Raw genomic sequence first — 15,208 nt, 5'->3', positions numbered from 1 at the left:
GACACACCGGGATGCGACCGCGACCACGTGACGGACGAGGAGGAGGGCAGACGATGAGCCGCTACGAGATCCGTCTGCCGTACGCCTGGTCCGACACGTTGGCCGCGGCCTTCCCGGAGTTCGACCTGGTCCAGATCGGCCCGGCGGAGACCCTGGTCATCGGGGAGCTCCACGACCAGACCGAACTGCACGCACTCCTCGCGCGGATCGCGGACCTCGGCCTCGAGATCGCCGAACTCCGACACGACCGCTGACCGCACGACGACGGCGCGGTCCCTCCCGGAGGAGGGACCGCGCCGTCGTCGTGCGGTCAGAACGCCGCGATGCCCTTGCCGATCGTCGTCACGCCGATCACCAGGAGCAGCACCGTCATGATCGTGGCGTTGTTCGCCGTCAGCCAGTCCCGGAGTGTCCCCAACGCACCGGACACCCGGTCGCCGGCGACCAGGAACCCGAGGACCGGGATCGCGATGCTGAGCGACGCCAGGACCACGAACAGGACGATCGCCCAGGTGCTCGCAGCCGCGCTGGCCCCAGCGGTCCCGACGGTCGTACCGGCCGCTACCGCCATCATCAGGTTCTTCGGGTTGACCGCGGCCAGCAGGAACGCCAGACCTGCCGCCTGCACGGGGCGGAGCGAGTCGATGGCACCCATCCACTTCGGCGGGGCCGCGGTCGTCCCGGGAGCAGGACGCTTCCGCCACTGGCCGACGCCGAGCAGCCCGAGGAGGACACCCAGGACGATCTTCACGACGCCGGCGACGGGCTTCGCCGCGTCCGGGTCCGCCGCCGGGATCGACGACGCCACCAGCGTGAACACCGTCACCGCGACGGCGATGCCGAGCACCCACCCGACCAGGAACGCGCTCGCGACCGAACGTGCCCGTGGTGAGAGCAGGAGCAGGATCGCGGCGATGATCGGGAGCGGACTGATGGCGATCGTCACTGCCTGTGGCAGGAGTTCGCCGACGAGCGCTGCGAAGCCCATGGGGGTTCCCTTCAGTTGATGAGCGCCGACACGGCCTTCTGCAACTGCAGGACCCCGATCACGAGGACGAGTGCGGCGTTCAGGACGTTGGTGTGCCCGCCGATCCAGGACCGCAGGCGGTTGAGCAGGGGTGCGGCGGCGTCACCCCGGGCGAGCACGAAGCACACCGGCACCGCGATCGGTGCGATCCCCAGGGCGACGAACCCGACGGCGACCACCGCACCAGCGCCGAGCGACACCGGAGCGCCCGCGATGTCGAGGCCCGCGATGATCGCGCAGGACGCGTCCACCGGGTTGATCGCGAAGATGCCGAACCCGAGGGCCAGTGACCGCGCCGGGGTGAACTCGCTCACCTTCTGCAGCCATCCGGGCAGCTGCGGTGCCGCGTCGGCGACCTCCCGCGGCGTTTCCGCCGTCGACATCTTCTCGAGGTCACGGCCCCCGCGCCGGAACACCCACACCGCTGCGAGGATCAGGCCGACGGCGATGACGAGCCGCACGATCGCGGCCCAGGTCGGCGCATCGGTGCGTGGGGAGAAGTCGATCGCGGTGAAGACCGCGACGGACACGCCGGTGATGACGGTCAGGGCGAGCGCCCACCCGATCAGGTAGGCGATGCCGTTCGCCCGGAACCGCCGGGAGAGGAGTTCGGCGACGAGCGCCATGATCGCGAGGGGGCTGAGCAGGATGCCGAGCACGGGCGCGATGAGTCCCAGGATCAACGCGCCCATGGTCTCGGCCCTCCTGTTGGTGGTGCCGGTCAGTCCTTGCCGGCCATGTCGTGCGCGAGCTCGTGCTCGTCGGCCTCGGACAGCGAGGTCTGCACGACCGTGCCGCCGAAGCGGGACAACGCCTCACCGAACTTGTCCTCGGTGATCTTCGTCGCGTACACGACCACGGCGGACCGCCCGTCGGCGACCGCGCTCTTCACGCGCTCGCGGAACTCCGCGTTGATCCCCGTCTTGTCGAGGCCGGCGAAGAGCGCGCCGAGCGCACCTCCGATCACGAGCCCGAAGAACGGCACGAAGAAGAGCAGCCCGAGGAGGGTACCGAACAGCGCCCCTCCAGCGGCTCCCGCACCGACCTTGCCGGCCGGCCCGGGGGTCTCGACGTGGGTCTTCCCCTTCTCGTCGCGGTGGACGAGGGCGAGTCCGGCCAGTTCGACCACGAGGTCGCTCTGCAGTTGTTGGACTTCCTCGTACGCGGCGACCGCGTCGGCGTCGTCGGTGAACGAGATCACGATGAGATCGGCCATGGTGCGTTCCTTCCGTCGGCGGTCGGGGATTCGGTCACCGACCGTTCGACCAAGGTCTATCCCGGGTCACCGCCCGCGACACCACCCCGATCGGGCGAGTCAGCCGGTGTGCCCGCGATCAGCATCGCGGCCGCGGTGACCAGGCTCAGCTCGACGAAGACGGCTGCGATCACGACGAGCGCCGACTGGTCGACCACGACCGGGCCGGCCCCGAGCACGAGCCCGAACACCGCCAGCGCGACAGCGAGGACGCCCCAGCTCCAGCGGCTCCCCCGGTCGGCCACGGTCGCGGCGACGACCGCGTACCCGACCGCGGCCGCACCGAACGCGACACCGGTGCGGGTCACGAGCGCGTCCGGCGTCGGTGCCGGAGCGACGATCGACCAGATCCCCACGCCGAGCACCACGAACCCGCTCGTCGCCAGGAGCACCCGCCGGGCGAGGGACGCGCCGGAGCGACGCCCGGCGTTGCCGAGGACGACACTCCACGCGCTCATCACGATCAGGGCGATGCCCACCACCACCGACGGAACCGTCGCGGACGACGCCGGTGTCGCGAGCGCGCCGAAGCCCACCCCGATCCCCACACCGACCTGCGTCCAGGCCCCGATGCGAGCGACCACGCCCGGTCCACGACCCGTCTCCATGCGCCGAGGATCCGCCGGCGCACGACGACTCGGTTCACCCGGCGGGGGTGATCTCCCGGCGCTCGAAGGTCAGGTGGACGACACCGGACGGCGACGGGGTCGCCTCGATCGTGAACCGGTCCTCGAGTCCCTCGAGACCGTCCCAGAGCCGCTCGCCCCGTCCGAGCACGATCGGGACGAGCACGACGTGCATGCGGTCGATGAGGTCCGCTGCGAGGAACTCCCGGACCGTCTCGACGCCGCCCCCGATCCGTACGTCCAGCCCGGGTGCCGCAGCGCGTGCCTGTGCGAGTGCCTCGGCCGGGCTCGCGTCGATGAAGTGGAACGTCGTCCCGCCCGCCATCGACAGCGGTTCCCGGGGGTGGTGCGTCAGCACGACGACCGGGGTGTGGAACGGCGGGTCCTCGCCCCACCAGCCCGTCCACGACTCGTCCGGCCAGGGCCCGCGGACAGGTCCGAACTTGTTCCGGCCCATGATCTCGACACCGATGCCGTCGGCCCACGTGCGCGCGAACCGGTCGTCGAGGTCGGTGCTCCCGCCCGACGCTCCCTGCATCGCGCGGAACGTCTGCGTCCCGAAGAACCACTGCATGAGCCGTCCGTCGGCGTGGCCGAACGGCTGCTCGAGCGACTGGTCGGCACCCGCGCCGTAGCCGTCCAGCGAGATGGCGAAGTTGTGCACCCTGACGATCGACACGCAGCAACCATACGACTAGAGGGTCGTCGTGAGCACCCCACCGTCGACCCGGAGCGCTGCACCGTTCGTGGCCGACGCCCGCGGGCTCGCCAGGTAGGTGACCATGTCGGCGATCTCGGACGGCTCGATGAACCGCTCGAGCAGCGTGGTGCGGTTCTGCGCGATGACGGCGGCCTTCACCTCGTCGACCGTGGCCCCTTGCGACGAAGCGATCCCCTCGACCGCGCTCGCGACGCCGTCCGAGTAGGTCGGGCCGCCGAGCACGGTGTTCACGGTCACCCCGGTCCCCCGCGTGGTCTTCGCCAAGCCGTTCGCGAGCGCGATCATCGCTGCCTTCGTGGTGCCGTAGTGGACCATGTCCGCTGGTACTGAGACACCGGACTCGCTGCTGACGAACACGATGCGACCCCGGCCCCGCGCGAGCATGCCGGGGAGCAGGTGCCGGGACAGCCGCACGCCGCTCATCACGTTCACGTCGAAGTACCGCTGCCACTCGTCGTCGTCGACGTCCGGGAACGCCGTGAGCCCGAACAGGCCGACGTTGTTGACGAGGACGTCGACCTCGTCGAGTTCCGCGAGCAGTCGCTGCACCGACGCCGGGTCCCCGAAGTCCGCGACGATCCCGCGGGGCGACGAGTCCGGCCACGCGGCACGCAGGCGGTCGACCGCCGCATCGACGCGGGTCGCCGACCGTCCGTTGACGATGACCCGGACCCCCTCGGCACTCAGCGCGGACGCCACGGCGAACCCGATCCCGCCCGTCGATCCGCTCACGAAGGCCGTCCTGCCGCGCAGCTGCATGTCCATGTCACTCCCGTCGATGACTTGCTCAGGCAAGTCACCGTAGCGAGGTTGACTTGCCTGAGCAAGTACTATCGAGTCATGGAACATGACCAGGCCGTGTGGGCGGCGTTCGCCACCGTCCTCGAACGCCTCCCCACCGCGCTCGACGCGCAGCTGCAACGGGACAGCGGGCTCACGCACTTCGAGTACGGCGTGCTGTACGCCCTCGACACCGCTCCCGACCGGACCCTCAGGATGAGCGTCCTCGCCGGGTACGCCAGCTGCACGCTGTCACGGCTGTCCCGCGCCGTCACCCGGCTCGAGGGCAAGGGCTGGGTGCACCGGCGACCCGATCCGGGCGACGGCCGGTTCACACTGGCCGTGCTCACGGACGACGGGCACGCCGCCGTCGCGCAGGCCACTCCCGGCCACCGCGCGCTCGTCGACGAGGTCGTCTTCGGCGCCCTGACCAACGCGCAGGTCCGGCAGCTCGGTGTGATCAGCCGCCGCATCGCGGCGGCCGTCGGCCCGGAGCCCGTCTGGACCCCACCTGACCGAAGCGACCAACGGCCCTGAAGCGGTCACGACGACCGACTGGAGGCTCCCCGCCGGCCGGCACCGAGCCTCCCGTCCGTCGCCTACAGGTCCGTCAGGGCCGCCGCGTACGCGCGGACGGATCGGTTGTAGCGCGGGAGCGTCGGCTCGATGGCCTCGATCGCGACGCGGAGGGCCTCGTCGTGGCGGCCGGCGCTGTGCAGCGCGAGCGCCAGGAACACCCGCGGTGCCGTGCCGGTCGACTCGTGCTCGGGAGCGTCCCGCAGCATCGCGATGGCCTCGTCGAGCCGACCGAGGTTGCGGAGCGTCGACGCGTACTGGACGGCCATCCGCGCCGCACGGAGCGGATCGACCGTCGCCAGGCCGGCGTCGGCCGCAGCGGCGTACTGCTCGGCTGCCTCGGCCTCGTGCCCGGAGGAGTCGTAGGCGCCGCCGAGCTCGAACGCGCCGAGCGCGGGGTGCGGTGCAGAGCCGGCGAGCTCGCGCATCAGGGCGACTCGGGACTCGGGATCGACGGCTTCGTCGGCCCAGAGCGCGTCGACCAGGTTCTCCCACTCGACGTCGGCGGGCACGGCATCGGGGATGATCGGCATCGCGCCAGGCTACCGAGGCGAAACCGCTCGCACGAAGTCGAGCACGCCCCGCGTCGCGTCCTGGTGATCCTGCGGGCGGTGTCCGTGGCCGGCGAGGACCACGTGCACCGCCCCGTCGACGTGCGCGGCGATCGTCTCGTACTCGTCGTTCCACCCACCGGTGACGACGAGCGTCGGGACTCCCGTGCGGTCCGGGGTGTCGAGCGTCCACGGGCCGGGCAGCATGCGCTGCCGTTCGGCCGCGAGCAGGCCCGCGGGCGTGGTCGGTGCAGACGCGCCGGGCCGGCCCGACATCGCGTTCCCGAAGGCCACCGCGAAGCTCGCAGCATCGAGCGACCCGGCACGGTCGAGCACGGGCTGCACCCGTCGGACGTGGTCCTCCACCGCGGGGGTCCCCCGTGCGAGTGCGTACGCCGCCGGTTCGAACAGCACGAGCGCCCGCACCAGATCGGGGCGCCGGGCGGCCACACGCATCGCGACCGGCCCGCCGAACGAGTGCGCGACGACCACGGCGCCGTCGGGGCACGCCAGGAGCAGCCGTGACTCCCATGCGTCCTGGTCGAACGGTACGGCCGCGGCCGACTCGGAGTCGTAGCCGGGCATCCGCGCGAACCGCTTGTCCGGCAGGCCGGACGCCACCGGCCACGCCCGGTCGACCGCGCGGTTCGAGGCGTGCAGGAACACGAACGCGCCGGTCTCCGCCATGGCACGACCCTAGCGAGACCGCGGATGCGCTGACAGGGTGGGACGATGTCGTCCATCCGGAACATCGCCGTCGGACTCCCGGTTCGTGACGGCCACGTGCTGCTGTCCGAGAACCACGACCGCGTCCGAGACCTCCGGTTCCACCGGCCGGTCGGGGGCGGGATCGAGTTCGGGGAGACCGCGGAGTTCCGGGAAGAGCTCGACGTCGACCTGGACACGGTCGAGCCACTCGGCGTCCTGGAGAACATCTTCACGTTCGAGGGGCACCCGGGGCACGAGTTCGTGCACGTCTTCGCGGTCGGCTCGCCCGGTCTCGATTCCGTGCCGCTCGACGCCTCGCTCGTCGTGCTCGACGAGGGCAGTCCCGTGCGGTGGGTCCCCATCGACACGAGCGACCAGGTCTACCCCGAGGGCGTGCTCGACCTCCTCCGCTCAGCCTGACGCCGGGGCGTCCCACCCGTCCGGCAGCGCGAGCGGGCGATCGAGTCCGGGCGCGGGCCGGAAGCCCTCCCAGTGCCCGATCGCGTCGACGAAGCCCTCGGGGTCCCGAGCGATCGCCTGTCCGGTCTCCCGTGCGGCCTCGAGGTCCCGCTCCCGGAGGTACTCGGTCTGCACGGCGGCAGCCGCTTCGTCCTCGTCCTTCCACGTCACGACGAAGTCCGGGGAGACGAGCAGGTCGAGGTGCCAGTCCACCGACGTCACGCCGAGGTGGTCGCGCTGCTTCTCGGATTCCAGGTTCACGTACCACCCCGAGAACACCCCGTGTTCGTCCCAGAAGTGGAGCACCTGCCAGGGCTCGTCCCACGGGATCACCCGGAGCACGCTCCCGCCGGACCAGGTCCGGCGCGAGTACCCGAGCCGCTGCCGGAACCGCTCCGCCAACGGGACCACCCGAGGGTCGTCGCCGGCCTCGGTCGACCAGTACGCGATCTCGGACCCGACCGGCAACCACCCGACGAACCGCTGGTCGGTCTCCTCGATCCGCCGCAACGGGAAGGCAGCCTGCAGCCGACCGTCGGGGTAGCGGTACCGCAGGAGCGTGACATCGTCGTCCATGGGACCGCAGCCTACGGGCGCGGCGCGGCCAGGAGCCGGACTGGAGGCTCGGTGCCAGCTGGTAGCGAGCCTCCAGTCCGCTAGTGGGTCGCCACCGAACCGGTGCGCGCCTGCAGGAGCGCGTCGAGCCGGTCCACGTCCCGCGGGTAGGTCCGGTAGAGCAGCGTCACGAAGGCCGCGTTGACCAGCATCAAGACGCCGGGGATCCAGAACATGACCGCCTTCAGGCCGATCGCCTCGGCCAGGAACCCGGCGGAGAGGTTGAAGAGCGCGTAGGCCAGCCCCTCGAACACGGAGAGCATGAGCGCGAACGCGGCACCGCGGAGCTCCGGCGGCACGACGGACGCGACGATCGGCCGGTTCACACCGGGGTTCAGGCCCTGCATGAACCCCATCACCGACCACAGGCCGGCGAACACCCAGATGGTGCCCCAGTCGAACTGCGTCGCGATCAGCGAGGCGACCGCGAACCCGAGCTGCGCGAACTGCAGCACGGCGATCCGGCCCGCACGGGGGAACCGCCGTTGGAGGGCGTCCGTCACGATGCCGCCGCCGAACGTCCCGACGAGGTAGCCGAGACCGAACGGCAGGGTGACGACCGCTGCGACGGCCGTGCTGAAGCCGTACGTCTGCACGAGGAAGAGGATGCCGAACGACCCGATCAGCAGGTGCCCGGAGATGAGGCGCTGGACGAGCATGAGCGTGAACGTCGGGATCCCGAACATCCGTCGCACCTTCGCCCACGTGATGCGCTCGTTCTCGGCGCGCTGCTCGACGGTCATCATCGCCGTCGTCGGCTCGCTCGCGCCGAGGCCGGGGTCCGTGAAGCAGAACAGCAGCACGAGCGAGGCGACGATCGTCAGGCCGCCCCAGATGAAGAAGCCGTAGCGCCAGCCGTCGTGCACGTTCGCGAGCTGGCCGATGAGCGGACCCGCGATCGAGCCGAGCAGCGAAATCGCTCCCCAGGTGTAGCCGGAGGCTCGGCCGCGGCTCTTCTCGTCGAAGAGGTCGGTCGTGATCTCACTCACGATCGGCAGCGCTGCCGCGATGAACACCGCGGACAGGCCGTAGAACAGGATGATGTGCGCGTAGTTCTGCGCCAGGCCGGTCAGCGCCGTGAGCACACCGGTGATGGCGGTCGTGATGACGAACGTCGCCTTCCGGTTCGTCTTCCGGGCAACGAACGCCCAGAACGGGCCGAAGACGATGCTGATGAACTTCGCGATCGAGGTCAGGACGCCGACGGCGGCGAGCGGCAGCGAGATCGCCGCGATGATGACCGGCGCGAGGGTGCTGAGGATGCTGCCCTCGTTGTTGTCGGCCCAGAGCGGGGCGACGACGGCAGCGAGTCGTCGCCACCGCCTCGGGACGATGACGGACGGCGGTGTCGCTGGTGCGTCGGTCGGGGTGGCGGCGTGTGGTGCCTGCTGTGCCATCGGAACTCCTCGTCGAGATACCTGGTGCTGGGGTCGGGTGGTGTCGGGCCGGGGCCCGGGGTGGTTCGGCTGCCGGTCAGGAGATCGCCGCGAGGCGCGCGTCGATGCGCCGGATCGCGGCGGCGCGGAGGGCCGGGGTGAACGGGGCGAGGTCGAGCAGGGTCGACGAGCCGGTCTGGGCGGCGAGCTGGCCGACGACCGGGCCGAGCGCGTCCTCCAGGACGGCACGTGCCTGCGGGACGGACAGGAGGCTCGTGATCGGGGTGCGCACACTCGGCCGGTCCGTCGGGAACTCGCCAGCCGCCGGGATCGGCTCGAGTGCGGCACGGTACCGGTCGAGCTGGGCGCGGGCGAGCAGGTGCGAACCGTCGGCAGGGCCCGCCTGCGGCAGGCCGAGGCGTTCGTACTGCGACGGCGGGGCGTCGTTGGCGCGCATGGCGTCGAGCAGCAACCCGACCATGCGGAGCTCGAGCGTGTCGTCGATGACGGGGTGCTCCTGCTCCGGGTCGGTCGCGAGGTCGAACAGGACGGTCCCGAAGGACGACGGGTCGCCGAACGCCGAGCCGGGGACACGGAGGACCGGCACACCCCGGGTGAAGTCGAACGGCGGGACGAGTTCGGCGTCGCGCAGCTCGGCCGGGGTGAAGCGCGAGTTCATGTGGGTCGGCATGAGGGTGTGTTCGTGGAGCGGAGCGTTCTCGGCGGCGGCGGCACGCATGTAGACGTACCGGCCGTCGGTGATGTTCACGTGGCCGCCGAACGAGCCGAACATCGCGGTGGTGCGGACCGAGTCGTCGCGGTCGACATCCGCGCGGTCTGCGCTCGCGCGGACGATCGGCAGGATGGAGCGGCCCTGCATGCGCTCGGTCCGGTCGACGCCGAAGAGGTCGAGCAGCGTCGGGCCGAAGTCGATCGTCTGGACGAGGGCATCGGTGGCGGTCCCGGCGGCGCGGGACACCGGGTCCCAGAGGAACAACGGCGTGTGGATGTTCTCGTCGTACCAGGGCTGGATGTTCTTGCCCCACCAGCCGTGCTCACCGAGCAGGAAGCCGTGGTCGGTGCACACCATGAGCAGGGTGTCCTCCCAGAGGCCTTCTTCGTCGAAGCGGTCGAGCACCCGGCCGAGGGACGCGTCGCACATCGACAACAGCGCCGCGTACTCCTCCCGGGTCCGCTCGATCACCTCGGGGGTCTCGTCCGCGCGCTTGTAGTCGGGCCAGTCGACCGTCGCGGTGCCGGGTTCGTCGAGCGAGCCGTAGTGACGGCGGTACTCGCGGTACGAGAAGTACGGCTCGTGCGGGTCGAAGCACTCGATCTGCACCATCCACGAGTCCTCGTCACGGTTCGTCGCCATGAACTCCAGGCCGGCGTCGACGGTGAGTGTCTGGGGGTGGTCGGCCTCGTTCTGCAGGTACTGCCGGTTCACCAGGTCCTGCCGCCAGAGCGCGTGACGGACGCGTCGGGTGCTCGCCGGGACCTCGGGTTCGGCGACGTGCCCCTTCCACGCGTCCCCCTCCTGCCCGCGGAAGAACTCGAACGTGTCGAAGCGGTTGTGGTACGTCGCTCCTCCGTCCTCCCAGTAGTGCGGGTGGTCCGTGACGAGGTGCGTGTACACACCGGCGTCGGAGAGCATCGAGGGTACGGAGTCGTCGAACGGCTCCAGCGGCCCCCAGGACCGGTGCAGGAAGTTCGGGCGGCCGGTGTGCAACTCGCGCCGGGCGGGCATGCACGGCATGCTGCCCGCGTAGCAGTTGTCGAACCGCACCGTCTGGCGTGCCAAACGCTCGAAGTTGGGGGCGTGCACCCAGTCGGCCCCGTAGGGCGGGAGGAACTTGCGGTTCAGGCTGTCGAACAGCACCATCACGGCTCGCATGCCGTGACTCTAACCTACTAAGTACTTAGTAAGTCAAGCGGGGCCATCCCGCCGGTACTGCTCGAGCATGCCGACGAAGGCGCGCACCGACTCGATCCGGTCGACCGAGCCGGGGTTGAGGAGTTGCTGCAGCCGGAGTCCGTCCGCAAGTCCGACGAGCCACTGACTGACGGTCGTCGCTGTCACGCCCTGCGGCAGCTTCGCCGGGTCGAGGAGCCGGTCCATCTCGTGCGATGACGTCTCGGCCAGCACGCGGTAGCGCTCGACGAACCAGTCGTGACCCGGGTGGTCGCGCGTGATGCTCTCCGCGGACAGCAGCGCGAACAGCTGCACGAGCGCCGGGTGGTCCTCGTTCTGTTCGAGCCGGCCGACGAACGTCTCGAGCCAGTCCTTGCCCTCGGCCCGCAGGGACTCGTCCACCTGACCGTTGCGGGTCTCGCGTTCCTGCAGCACCGCGATGAGCAGGGCGTTCTTCGTCCCGAAGTGGTGCAGGAGCCCGGCCGTCGTGATGCCGACCTCTCCCGCGACGTCGGCGACGCTCACGTCGGTGAAACCCCGCTCGGCGAACAACCGCAGCGCGACGTCGAGGATCTGACGGCGGCGTTCGTCGCCTCGTGGTCGAGTCGGTCGGCCCTGAGCGTTCACGCGACCACCCTAGCCAGTCGGTACCGGCCCGCTCTCGTGGGCCGGGGCTTCCGGATCAGCGGACTGCGGCCGCGGCGCAGGTGAGATGCCGTGGAACGTGTGGAGCACCTCGAGACGCAGGCCGCCCGGACGCGACCGGTATGCGACGAGGGCCAGCCGACCGGCGCAGAGGACGCCGAAGTCCTCGTTCCGCGAACGCTCGACGAGCTCGACGACCGCCGGTTCCGGGATCGCCTGGCGGTGCACGCTCAGCGAGACGTGCGCGGTGTCCCGGACGAAGGCCATCGGCGGCGCTGCACCGTGGTGGAGCGCTGCCGCTGCCGCGTGCATGCGCTGCCGGAGTGGGAGGAGCGTGCCGTCGTCGAACCCCTGGACGAACACACCGGCGGTCGAGCCGCCCAGGCCTCGGAGCCGGATCCTGAGGTCGTCAGCCACCGACGATCCCTCGACAGCGGCGACGTAGTGGTCGACGGCGTGCTGCGCGATGGTCTCCCGGTACGGCTCGAGGCTCGTGACGGTCGCGTGCAGGTCGGCCCGCGCCGTGAGGTGGTGCTTCCCGCGGTAGGCGGTGTCGAGTGCAGCGCTCTGCCGTTCCAGGACCTCGGCGGTCTCGCGGTCGGGCAGCACCACCAGGCTCATCCCCCACCTGGGGTCGCCGTCGACGGGCTCTCGATCCGTCTGCAGCGCACCGTCGAGAAATCGTGCCCGCGCCGCCGACCAGAGTGCGTCGTACTTCGCCGTCGTCGCCACACCCACGAGGGTACCGAGCCCGTCGACATGGCATGCTCGAACGCGATGGACACCGCACGAGCACTCCGCGACGACGCGGGTCGATTCGAACCGGGGACACCGGTCGCCCTCAGGAGCATCAACGAGTACGGACACCACGGCCGCGCCGTCGGGTTCACCGTCGCCGGAACGGTCGTCGTCGACTCGGACGAGTTCTCGGTCGTCGCCACGACGCCCGACTCCGAGGTCCGCAACCGCGCAGGGGTCGGCAGCGGCCCGAACGGACGACTCGTGCTGCCCGACGACTGGGACGGTTCGTACCGGGAAGCGACGTGGTTCGGATCCACCGTGGTCCGGGTGCACCAGCGAGACGTGCCGTGGTCCGTGTGGCGCTGGCACGACGGCGTCCAGTGGGAGCCGGACTGGTACGTGAACCTCGAGACGCCGTGGGTCCGATCGGACTTCGGGTTCGACACGCAGGACTGGACGCTGGACGTCGTCGCGCGGCAGGCGGCCGACGGCTGGCAGGTGTCGTTCAAGGACGTCGACGAACTCGCGTTCCTGGAATCGTCGGGGTTCTGGTCCGAGGAGCGCGCCACGAGCATCCGGGCGGCGGGCGAGGCGGCCCGCGATGCAGCGTCCGCACGGTCGTGGCCGTTCGACGCCGAGTGGGAGGCCTGGTTGCCGAGGGACAGCAGCCCGGTCGCCCTCCCGACGGGTTGGGAGCGGGTGGCGTGACCGCCCGACGAGCTCCGCGCCGACCGGACGTGACGACCGTCGAGATCGTCGGCGGGCCGGAGGCGATCGAGGTCTCCCTCCACGACGCAGATCCCGCCTGGGCCGACCGCTACCGCGAGCACGAGCGGCGCATCCGACAGGTCCTGCCCGGGCCGGAGACGGGGATCGAACACATCGGTTCCACTGCGGTGCCCGGCCTCGCGGCGAAGCCCATCATCGACGTGCTGGTCACGGTCGAGGACATCACCGCCGAGGAGGACTACCTCGACCAGCTCCTGGCCGCCGGCTACGAGCTCCGCGTCCGTGAACCCGGGCATCGGCTCGTGCGCACGCCGGCTCGGGATGCCCACGTGCACGTCTACGAGCACGGTGCGCCCGCGGTCGACGAGTACCGGCTCCTGCGCGATCACCTGCGCGCCGACGCCGCGGACCGGGCGCTCTACACCGAGACGAAGCGTGCACTGCTCGACCGGCAGTGGGACGACATGAACGACTACGCCGATGCCAAGACCGAGGTGATCACCGCGATCAAGGCGCGAGCCCGAGCGGCCCGCGGCCGGTGATCACGCGAACGAGCTGAGCGCTGCCGCGTAGCCGTCCGGCTCGCTCCTGGTCTCGGCGGTCACCAGGAGACCATGCGATCCCACCCGTCGGGTGAACGTCCCCCGGCACGGGATCTCGACGATCGTCGTGAGTCCGGCTCGCCACGCTGGGACGAGCTGCTCGAGACGCTCGCGTTCCGGTGACCGTCGCAAGACCTCCGGCGAAGTGATCTCGTCAAACCGTGCCGATGTCCACTCGTCGTACCGCCGGGTGAACGCTGCATCACCGAACTCGTCCCGCCACGACGGTCCGGACACCTGTTCCAGCAGGGCACGACGCTCGGCCTGTGGGATCGACGGGTCGTGCAACCGTTCGAACGCTCGCGGATCGGGCTGCGACCCGGCATGGGCGAGGCACGCGCGCCACAGCGCGGGCCACGCTGCCGATCCCGCCGCTCGATCGGCGCCCGGGAGCGCAGACTCCGGCTCCGGCGTGGCGACGAGCAACGGCGGCAGATCCGCTCCGACCGGTTCGAGCGCCCACGCTTCCCGGACCCACAGCAGGTCGAAGAGGGCGTGCGCATCGTTCTGGATGGTGAGGACCATGTCGTGCGGCCACGGGTTCCCCGGGTCCGGCCTCGTCGAGATCACTGACTCCCCCATCTGTCCGCTCCAGCGAACCACGGACCCCTCACCGCCGCAACGGCGACCTGACGACGGACGGGAGGCTCAGTGCCAGCTGGCACCGAGCCTCCCGTCCGGCCCGTGTCCGGGCTGCGTCACTCGGTGGTGGAGACCCAGTCGATGAGGAGGTTGCCGTCGTCGCCCCAGTTGCCGGTCTGGAACATGAAGCGGTGCGCGGTCGTCGGCACGTCCTCGGTCAGGGTCTGGAGGACCTGGCCGTCGACGCTGTACGTGACCGACTCGCCGGGGACCCAGTCGATCGTGTACGTGTGCCAGTCACGCCAGGAGACGCCGCTGCCGACCTGGACGCGCTCGTTCTCTTGCCCAGGCGTCATCGAGTGCTGGAACGCGGACGGGCTCGACTCGAAGTTGCCCTCGGGGAAGTCGATCTCGCCGTCGGACCAGACGTTCGAGCTCGGCCAGAGCATGAACGCCGCGCCGTTGCCGTCGCCGCCCGTGGCCTTTGCCCGGACGGAGAACGAGCCGCCGACGTGGTCCCATGCGCCGTCCTTGGACCCGAAGGTGCCGGCAGCGCCCGCACCGCCGAGCTGGACGTCCATCACGCCGTCGTGGACGGAGACCGTCTTGCTCGGCTCGTAGATGCCGGACGTGCCGTCGGGGTAGGGCTGCCACGACTGCGGGTACAGGGACTGGACGAGGCCGGTGACCGCGGACGTGCTGAAGTCCTCGACGAACGACGAGTCGGGTGCGACGGCTGCGTCGTCCGCGGCGGGCTCCGGCGCGGCCTGCTCGGGGGTCGCGGAGGGGGCGGGCGTCGGAGCGTCGGTCGGCCCAGCCGTCGGGGTCTCCGTCGGGATGTCCGTCGGATCGCCGGACGGCTCGTCGCTCGGTGTGCTCGTCGGCTCGTCGGACGGCTCGGGTGACACGACGGGCGGTGCGTGGTGCCACCGGCCGCCCCAGCCCCACGCGTGGGCGGAGGCAGCGGTCGGGATCCCGACCAACAGGACGGAGGCGGTGGCCGCCGCGAGGACGATGCGCCCGCGCTTCACCGCTGGTGCCGATCGATGGTGGGCGTACTGGACGTGGGGGTCGTGCCGCGCATGGGCGTGCACGTGCTTCGGGTGTGGATGTCGTGCTCCTCGAGGGCTTCGGGTTGGGGAGTCGTCAGGGGCGGACGCACGTCCCGAGGGGAATCGGTGACGTGTCCGCGAACATCCTGCATCATCCTGTGCCCCGTTTGGGGGTCACCGCGAGATCGTCCCCCGAATTCCCCGCTCGGAGCGCGGAGCGGCCACTCGTGTACCCCGAGGTGCTCGGTCGA

The 15,208-nt window shown here is 70.8% G+C and carries 20 protein-coding genes; 5 read left to right on the top strand and 15 right to left on the bottom strand.

The window, feature by feature from the left end; translation table 11 throughout:
- The first annotated feature begins 53 nt into the window (after positions 1-53).
- A complete protein-coding gene (locus QK288_RS11560; RefSeq protein WP_281264458.1) occupies positions 54-254 on the top strand; it encodes a hypothetical protein in 201 nt (66 codons plus the stop codon).
- 56 nt (positions 255-310) lie between these two features.
- On the opposite strand, the gene QK288_RS11555 is transcribed toward QK288_RS11560, so the two are convergent.
- The 6 genes from QK288_RS11555 to QK288_RS11530 are packed head-to-tail and all read right to left on the bottom strand — an operon-like array spanning position 311 to position 4,394.
- Positions 311-988 carry a GAP family protein gene (locus QK288_RS11555; RefSeq protein ID WP_281264457.1) on the bottom strand — a complete coding sequence of 226 codons (678 nt, stop codon included), beginning with the start codon at positions 986-988 and terminating at the stop codon, positions 311-313.
- An 11-nt stretch (positions 989-999) separates the two neighbouring features.
- Positions 1,000-1,719: a GAP family protein gene (locus QK288_RS11550; RefSeq protein WP_281264456.1), complete on the bottom strand. Its 720-nt coding sequence runs from the start codon at positions 1,717-1,719 to the stop codon at positions 1,000-1,002.
- A 29-nt stretch (positions 1,720-1,748) separates the two neighbouring features.
- Positions 1,749-2,243, bottom strand: coding sequence for a DUF1269 domain-containing protein (locus QK288_RS11545; protein ID WP_281264455.1), 495 nt, complete (start codon positions 2,241-2,243; stop codon positions 1,749-1,751).
- Positions 2,244-2,299: 56 nt separating this feature from the next.
- A complete protein-coding gene (locus QK288_RS11540) occupies positions 2,300-2,866 on the bottom strand; it encodes a hypothetical protein (protein WP_281264454.1) in 567 nt (188 codons plus the stop codon).
- A 58-nt stretch (positions 2,867-2,924) separates the two neighbouring features.
- Positions 2,925-3,587 carry a dihydrofolate reductase family protein gene (locus tag QK288_RS11535; RefSeq protein WP_281264453.1) on the bottom strand — a complete coding sequence of 221 codons (663 nt, stop codon included), beginning with the start codon at positions 3,585-3,587 and terminating at the stop codon, positions 2,925-2,927.
- A 15-nt stretch (positions 3,588-3,602) separates the two neighbouring features.
- Complete coding sequence (locus QK288_RS11530; RefSeq protein WP_281264452.1) at positions 3,603-4,394, bottom strand: SDR family NAD(P)-dependent oxidoreductase; 792 nt, start codon at positions 4,392-4,394, stop codon at positions 3,603-3,605.
- Between the two features lie 75 nt (positions 4,395-4,469).
- Here QK288_RS11530 and QK288_RS11525 point away from each other — a divergent pair, with 75 nt between their 5' ends.
- A complete protein-coding gene (locus tag QK288_RS11525) occupies positions 4,470-4,946 on the top strand; it encodes a MarR family transcriptional regulator (protein WP_281264451.1) in 477 nt (158 codons plus the stop codon).
- 62 nt (positions 4,947-5,008) lie between these two features.
- Here QK288_RS11525 and QK288_RS11520 read toward each other — a convergent pair whose 3' ends face one another.
- Positions 5,009-5,518: a tetratricopeptide repeat protein gene (locus QK288_RS11520; protein WP_281264450.1), complete on the bottom strand. Its 510-nt coding sequence runs from the start codon at positions 5,516-5,518 to the stop codon at positions 5,009-5,011.
- A gap of 9 nt (positions 5,519-5,527) precedes the next feature.
- A complete protein-coding gene (locus tag QK288_RS11515; RefSeq protein ID WP_281264449.1) occupies positions 5,528-6,223 on the bottom strand; it encodes an alpha/beta fold hydrolase in 696 nt (231 codons plus the stop codon).
- Positions 6,224-6,268: 45 nt separating this feature from the next.
- On the opposite strand from QK288_RS11515, the gene QK288_RS11510 reads away from it, so the two are divergent.
- Positions 6,269-6,664 (top strand): NUDIX domain-containing protein, encoded by a 396-nt coding sequence (locus tag QK288_RS11510; RefSeq protein WP_281264448.1) that lies wholly within the window; start codon positions 6,269-6,271, stop codon positions 6,662-6,664.
- Here QK288_RS11510 and QK288_RS11505 read toward each other — a convergent pair.
- The 5 genes from QK288_RS11505 to QK288_RS11485 form a co-directional block, all read right to left on the bottom strand.
- Entirely contained in the window at positions 6,656-7,279 is a 624-nt protein-coding gene (locus tag QK288_RS11505; RefSeq protein ID WP_281264447.1) for a DUF402 domain-containing protein, read from the bottom strand. The genes QK288_RS11510 and QK288_RS11505 overlap by 9 nt on opposite strands.
- Before the next feature lie 80 nt (positions 7,280-7,359).
- A complete protein-coding gene (locus QK288_RS11500; RefSeq protein ID WP_281264446.1) occupies positions 7,360-8,715 on the bottom strand; it encodes an MFS transporter in 1,356 nt (451 codons plus the stop codon).
- Positions 8,716-8,791: 76 nt separating this feature from the next.
- Entirely contained in the window at positions 8,792-10,588 is a 1,797-nt protein-coding gene (locus tag QK288_RS11495) for a sulfatase (protein WP_281264445.1), read from the bottom strand.
- A gap of 33 nt (positions 10,589-10,621) precedes the next feature.
- Positions 10,622-11,233 (bottom strand): TetR/AcrR family transcriptional regulator, encoded by a 612-nt coding sequence (locus QK288_RS11490; protein WP_281264444.1) that lies wholly within the window; start codon positions 11,231-11,233, stop codon positions 10,622-10,624.
- Positions 11,234-11,242: 9 nt separating this feature from the next.
- Positions 11,243-11,983, bottom strand: a complete 741-nt coding sequence (locus tag QK288_RS11485) for a hypothetical protein (protein ID WP_281264443.1) — start codon at positions 11,981-11,983, stop codon at positions 11,243-11,245.
- A gap of 45 nt (positions 11,984-12,028) precedes the next feature.
- On the opposite strand from QK288_RS11485, the gene QK288_RS11480 reads away from it, so the two are divergent.
- Both QK288_RS11480 and QK288_RS11475 read left to right on the top strand, forming a co-directional pair.
- Complete coding sequence (locus QK288_RS11480) at positions 12,029-12,700, top strand: DUF402 domain-containing protein (protein ID WP_281264442.1); 672 nt, start codon at positions 12,029-12,031, stop codon at positions 12,698-12,700.
- The gene (locus QK288_RS11475; RefSeq protein WP_281264441.1) at positions 12,697-13,263 is read left to right on the top strand and encodes a GrpB family protein; all 567 of its coding nucleotides are present in this window, start codon (positions 12,697-12,699) and stop codon (positions 13,261-13,263) included. Before QK288_RS11480 ends, QK288_RS11475 begins: the two co-directional genes overlap by 4 nt.
- Here the strand turns inward: QK288_RS11475 and QK288_RS11470 are convergent, their stop codons facing one another.
- Together QK288_RS11470 and QK288_RS11465 are read right to left on the bottom strand one after the other, a co-directional pair.
- Entirely contained in the window at positions 13,264-13,905 is a 642-nt protein-coding gene (locus QK288_RS11470; RefSeq protein WP_281264440.1) for a hypothetical protein, read from the bottom strand.
- 116 nt (positions 13,906-14,021) lie between these two features.
- Entirely contained in the window at positions 14,022-14,936 is a 915-nt protein-coding gene (locus QK288_RS11465; RefSeq protein WP_281264439.1) for a family 16 glycosylhydrolase, read from the bottom strand.
- Positions 14,937-15,208: the final 272 nt, after the last annotated feature.

It is taken from the genome of Curtobacterium sp. 9128 (genome assembly GCF_900086645.1).
GTDB lineage: Bacteria > Actinomycetota > Actinomycetes > Actinomycetales > Microbacteriaceae > Curtobacterium.
The sequence above is the reverse complement of the archived record's forward strand: the minus strand, read 5'-3'. Positions and strand labels throughout refer to the sequence as shown.

Excerpts from the sequence above, each read along its gene's own strand:
- QK288_RS11560 (WP_281264458.1), top strand. The coding sequence starts at position 54 with ATGAGCCGCTACGAGATCCGTCTGCCGTACGCCTGGTCCGACACGTTG.
- QK288_RS11555 (WP_281264457.1), bottom strand. The coding sequence starts at position 988 with ATGGGCTTCGCAGCGCTCGTCGGCGAACTCCTGCCACAGGCAGTGACG.
- QK288_RS11550 (WP_281264456.1), bottom strand. The coding sequence starts at position 1,719 with ATGGGCGCGTTGATCCTGGGACTCATCGCGCCCGTGCTCGGCATCCTG.
- QK288_RS11545 (WP_281264455.1), bottom strand. The coding sequence starts at position 2,243 with ATGGCCGATCTCATCGTGATCTCGTTCACCGACGACGCCGACGCGGTC.
- QK288_RS11530 (WP_281264452.1), bottom strand. The coding sequence starts at position 4,394 with ATGGACATGCAGCTGCGCGGCAGGACGGCCTTCGTGAGCGGATCGACG.
- QK288_RS11525 (WP_281264451.1), top strand. The coding sequence starts at position 4,470 with ATGGAACATGACCAGGCCGTGTGGGCGGCGTTCGCCACCGTCCTCGAA.
- QK288_RS11520 (WP_281264450.1), bottom strand. The coding sequence starts at position 5,518 with ATGCCGATCATCCCCGATGCCGTGCCCGCCGACGTCGAGTGGGAGAAC.
- QK288_RS11515 (WP_281264449.1), bottom strand. The coding sequence starts at position 6,223 with ATGGCGGAGACCGGCGCGTTCGTGTTCCTGCACGCCTCGAACCGCGCG.
- QK288_RS11510 (WP_281264448.1), top strand. The coding sequence starts at position 6,269 with ATGTCGTCCATCCGGAACATCGCCGTCGGACTCCCGGTTCGTGACGGC.
- QK288_RS11505 (WP_281264447.1), bottom strand. The coding sequence starts at position 7,279 with ATGGACGACGATGTCACGCTCCTGCGGTACCGCTACCCCGACGGTCGG.
- QK288_RS11500 (WP_281264446.1), bottom strand. The coding sequence starts at position 8,715 with ATGGCACAGCAGGCACCACACGCCGCCACCCCGACCGACGCACCAGCG.
- QK288_RS11495 (WP_281264445.1), bottom strand. The coding sequence starts at position 10,588 with ATGCGAGCCGTGATGGTGCTGTTCGACAGCCTGAACCGCAAGTTCCTC.
- QK288_RS11480 (WP_281264442.1), top strand. The coding sequence starts at position 12,029 with ATGGACACCGCACGAGCACTCCGCGACGACGCGGGTCGATTCGAACCG.
- QK288_RS11470 (WP_281264440.1), bottom strand. The coding sequence starts at position 13,905 with ATGGGGGAGTCAGTGATCTCGACGAGGCCGGACCCGGGGAACCCGTGG.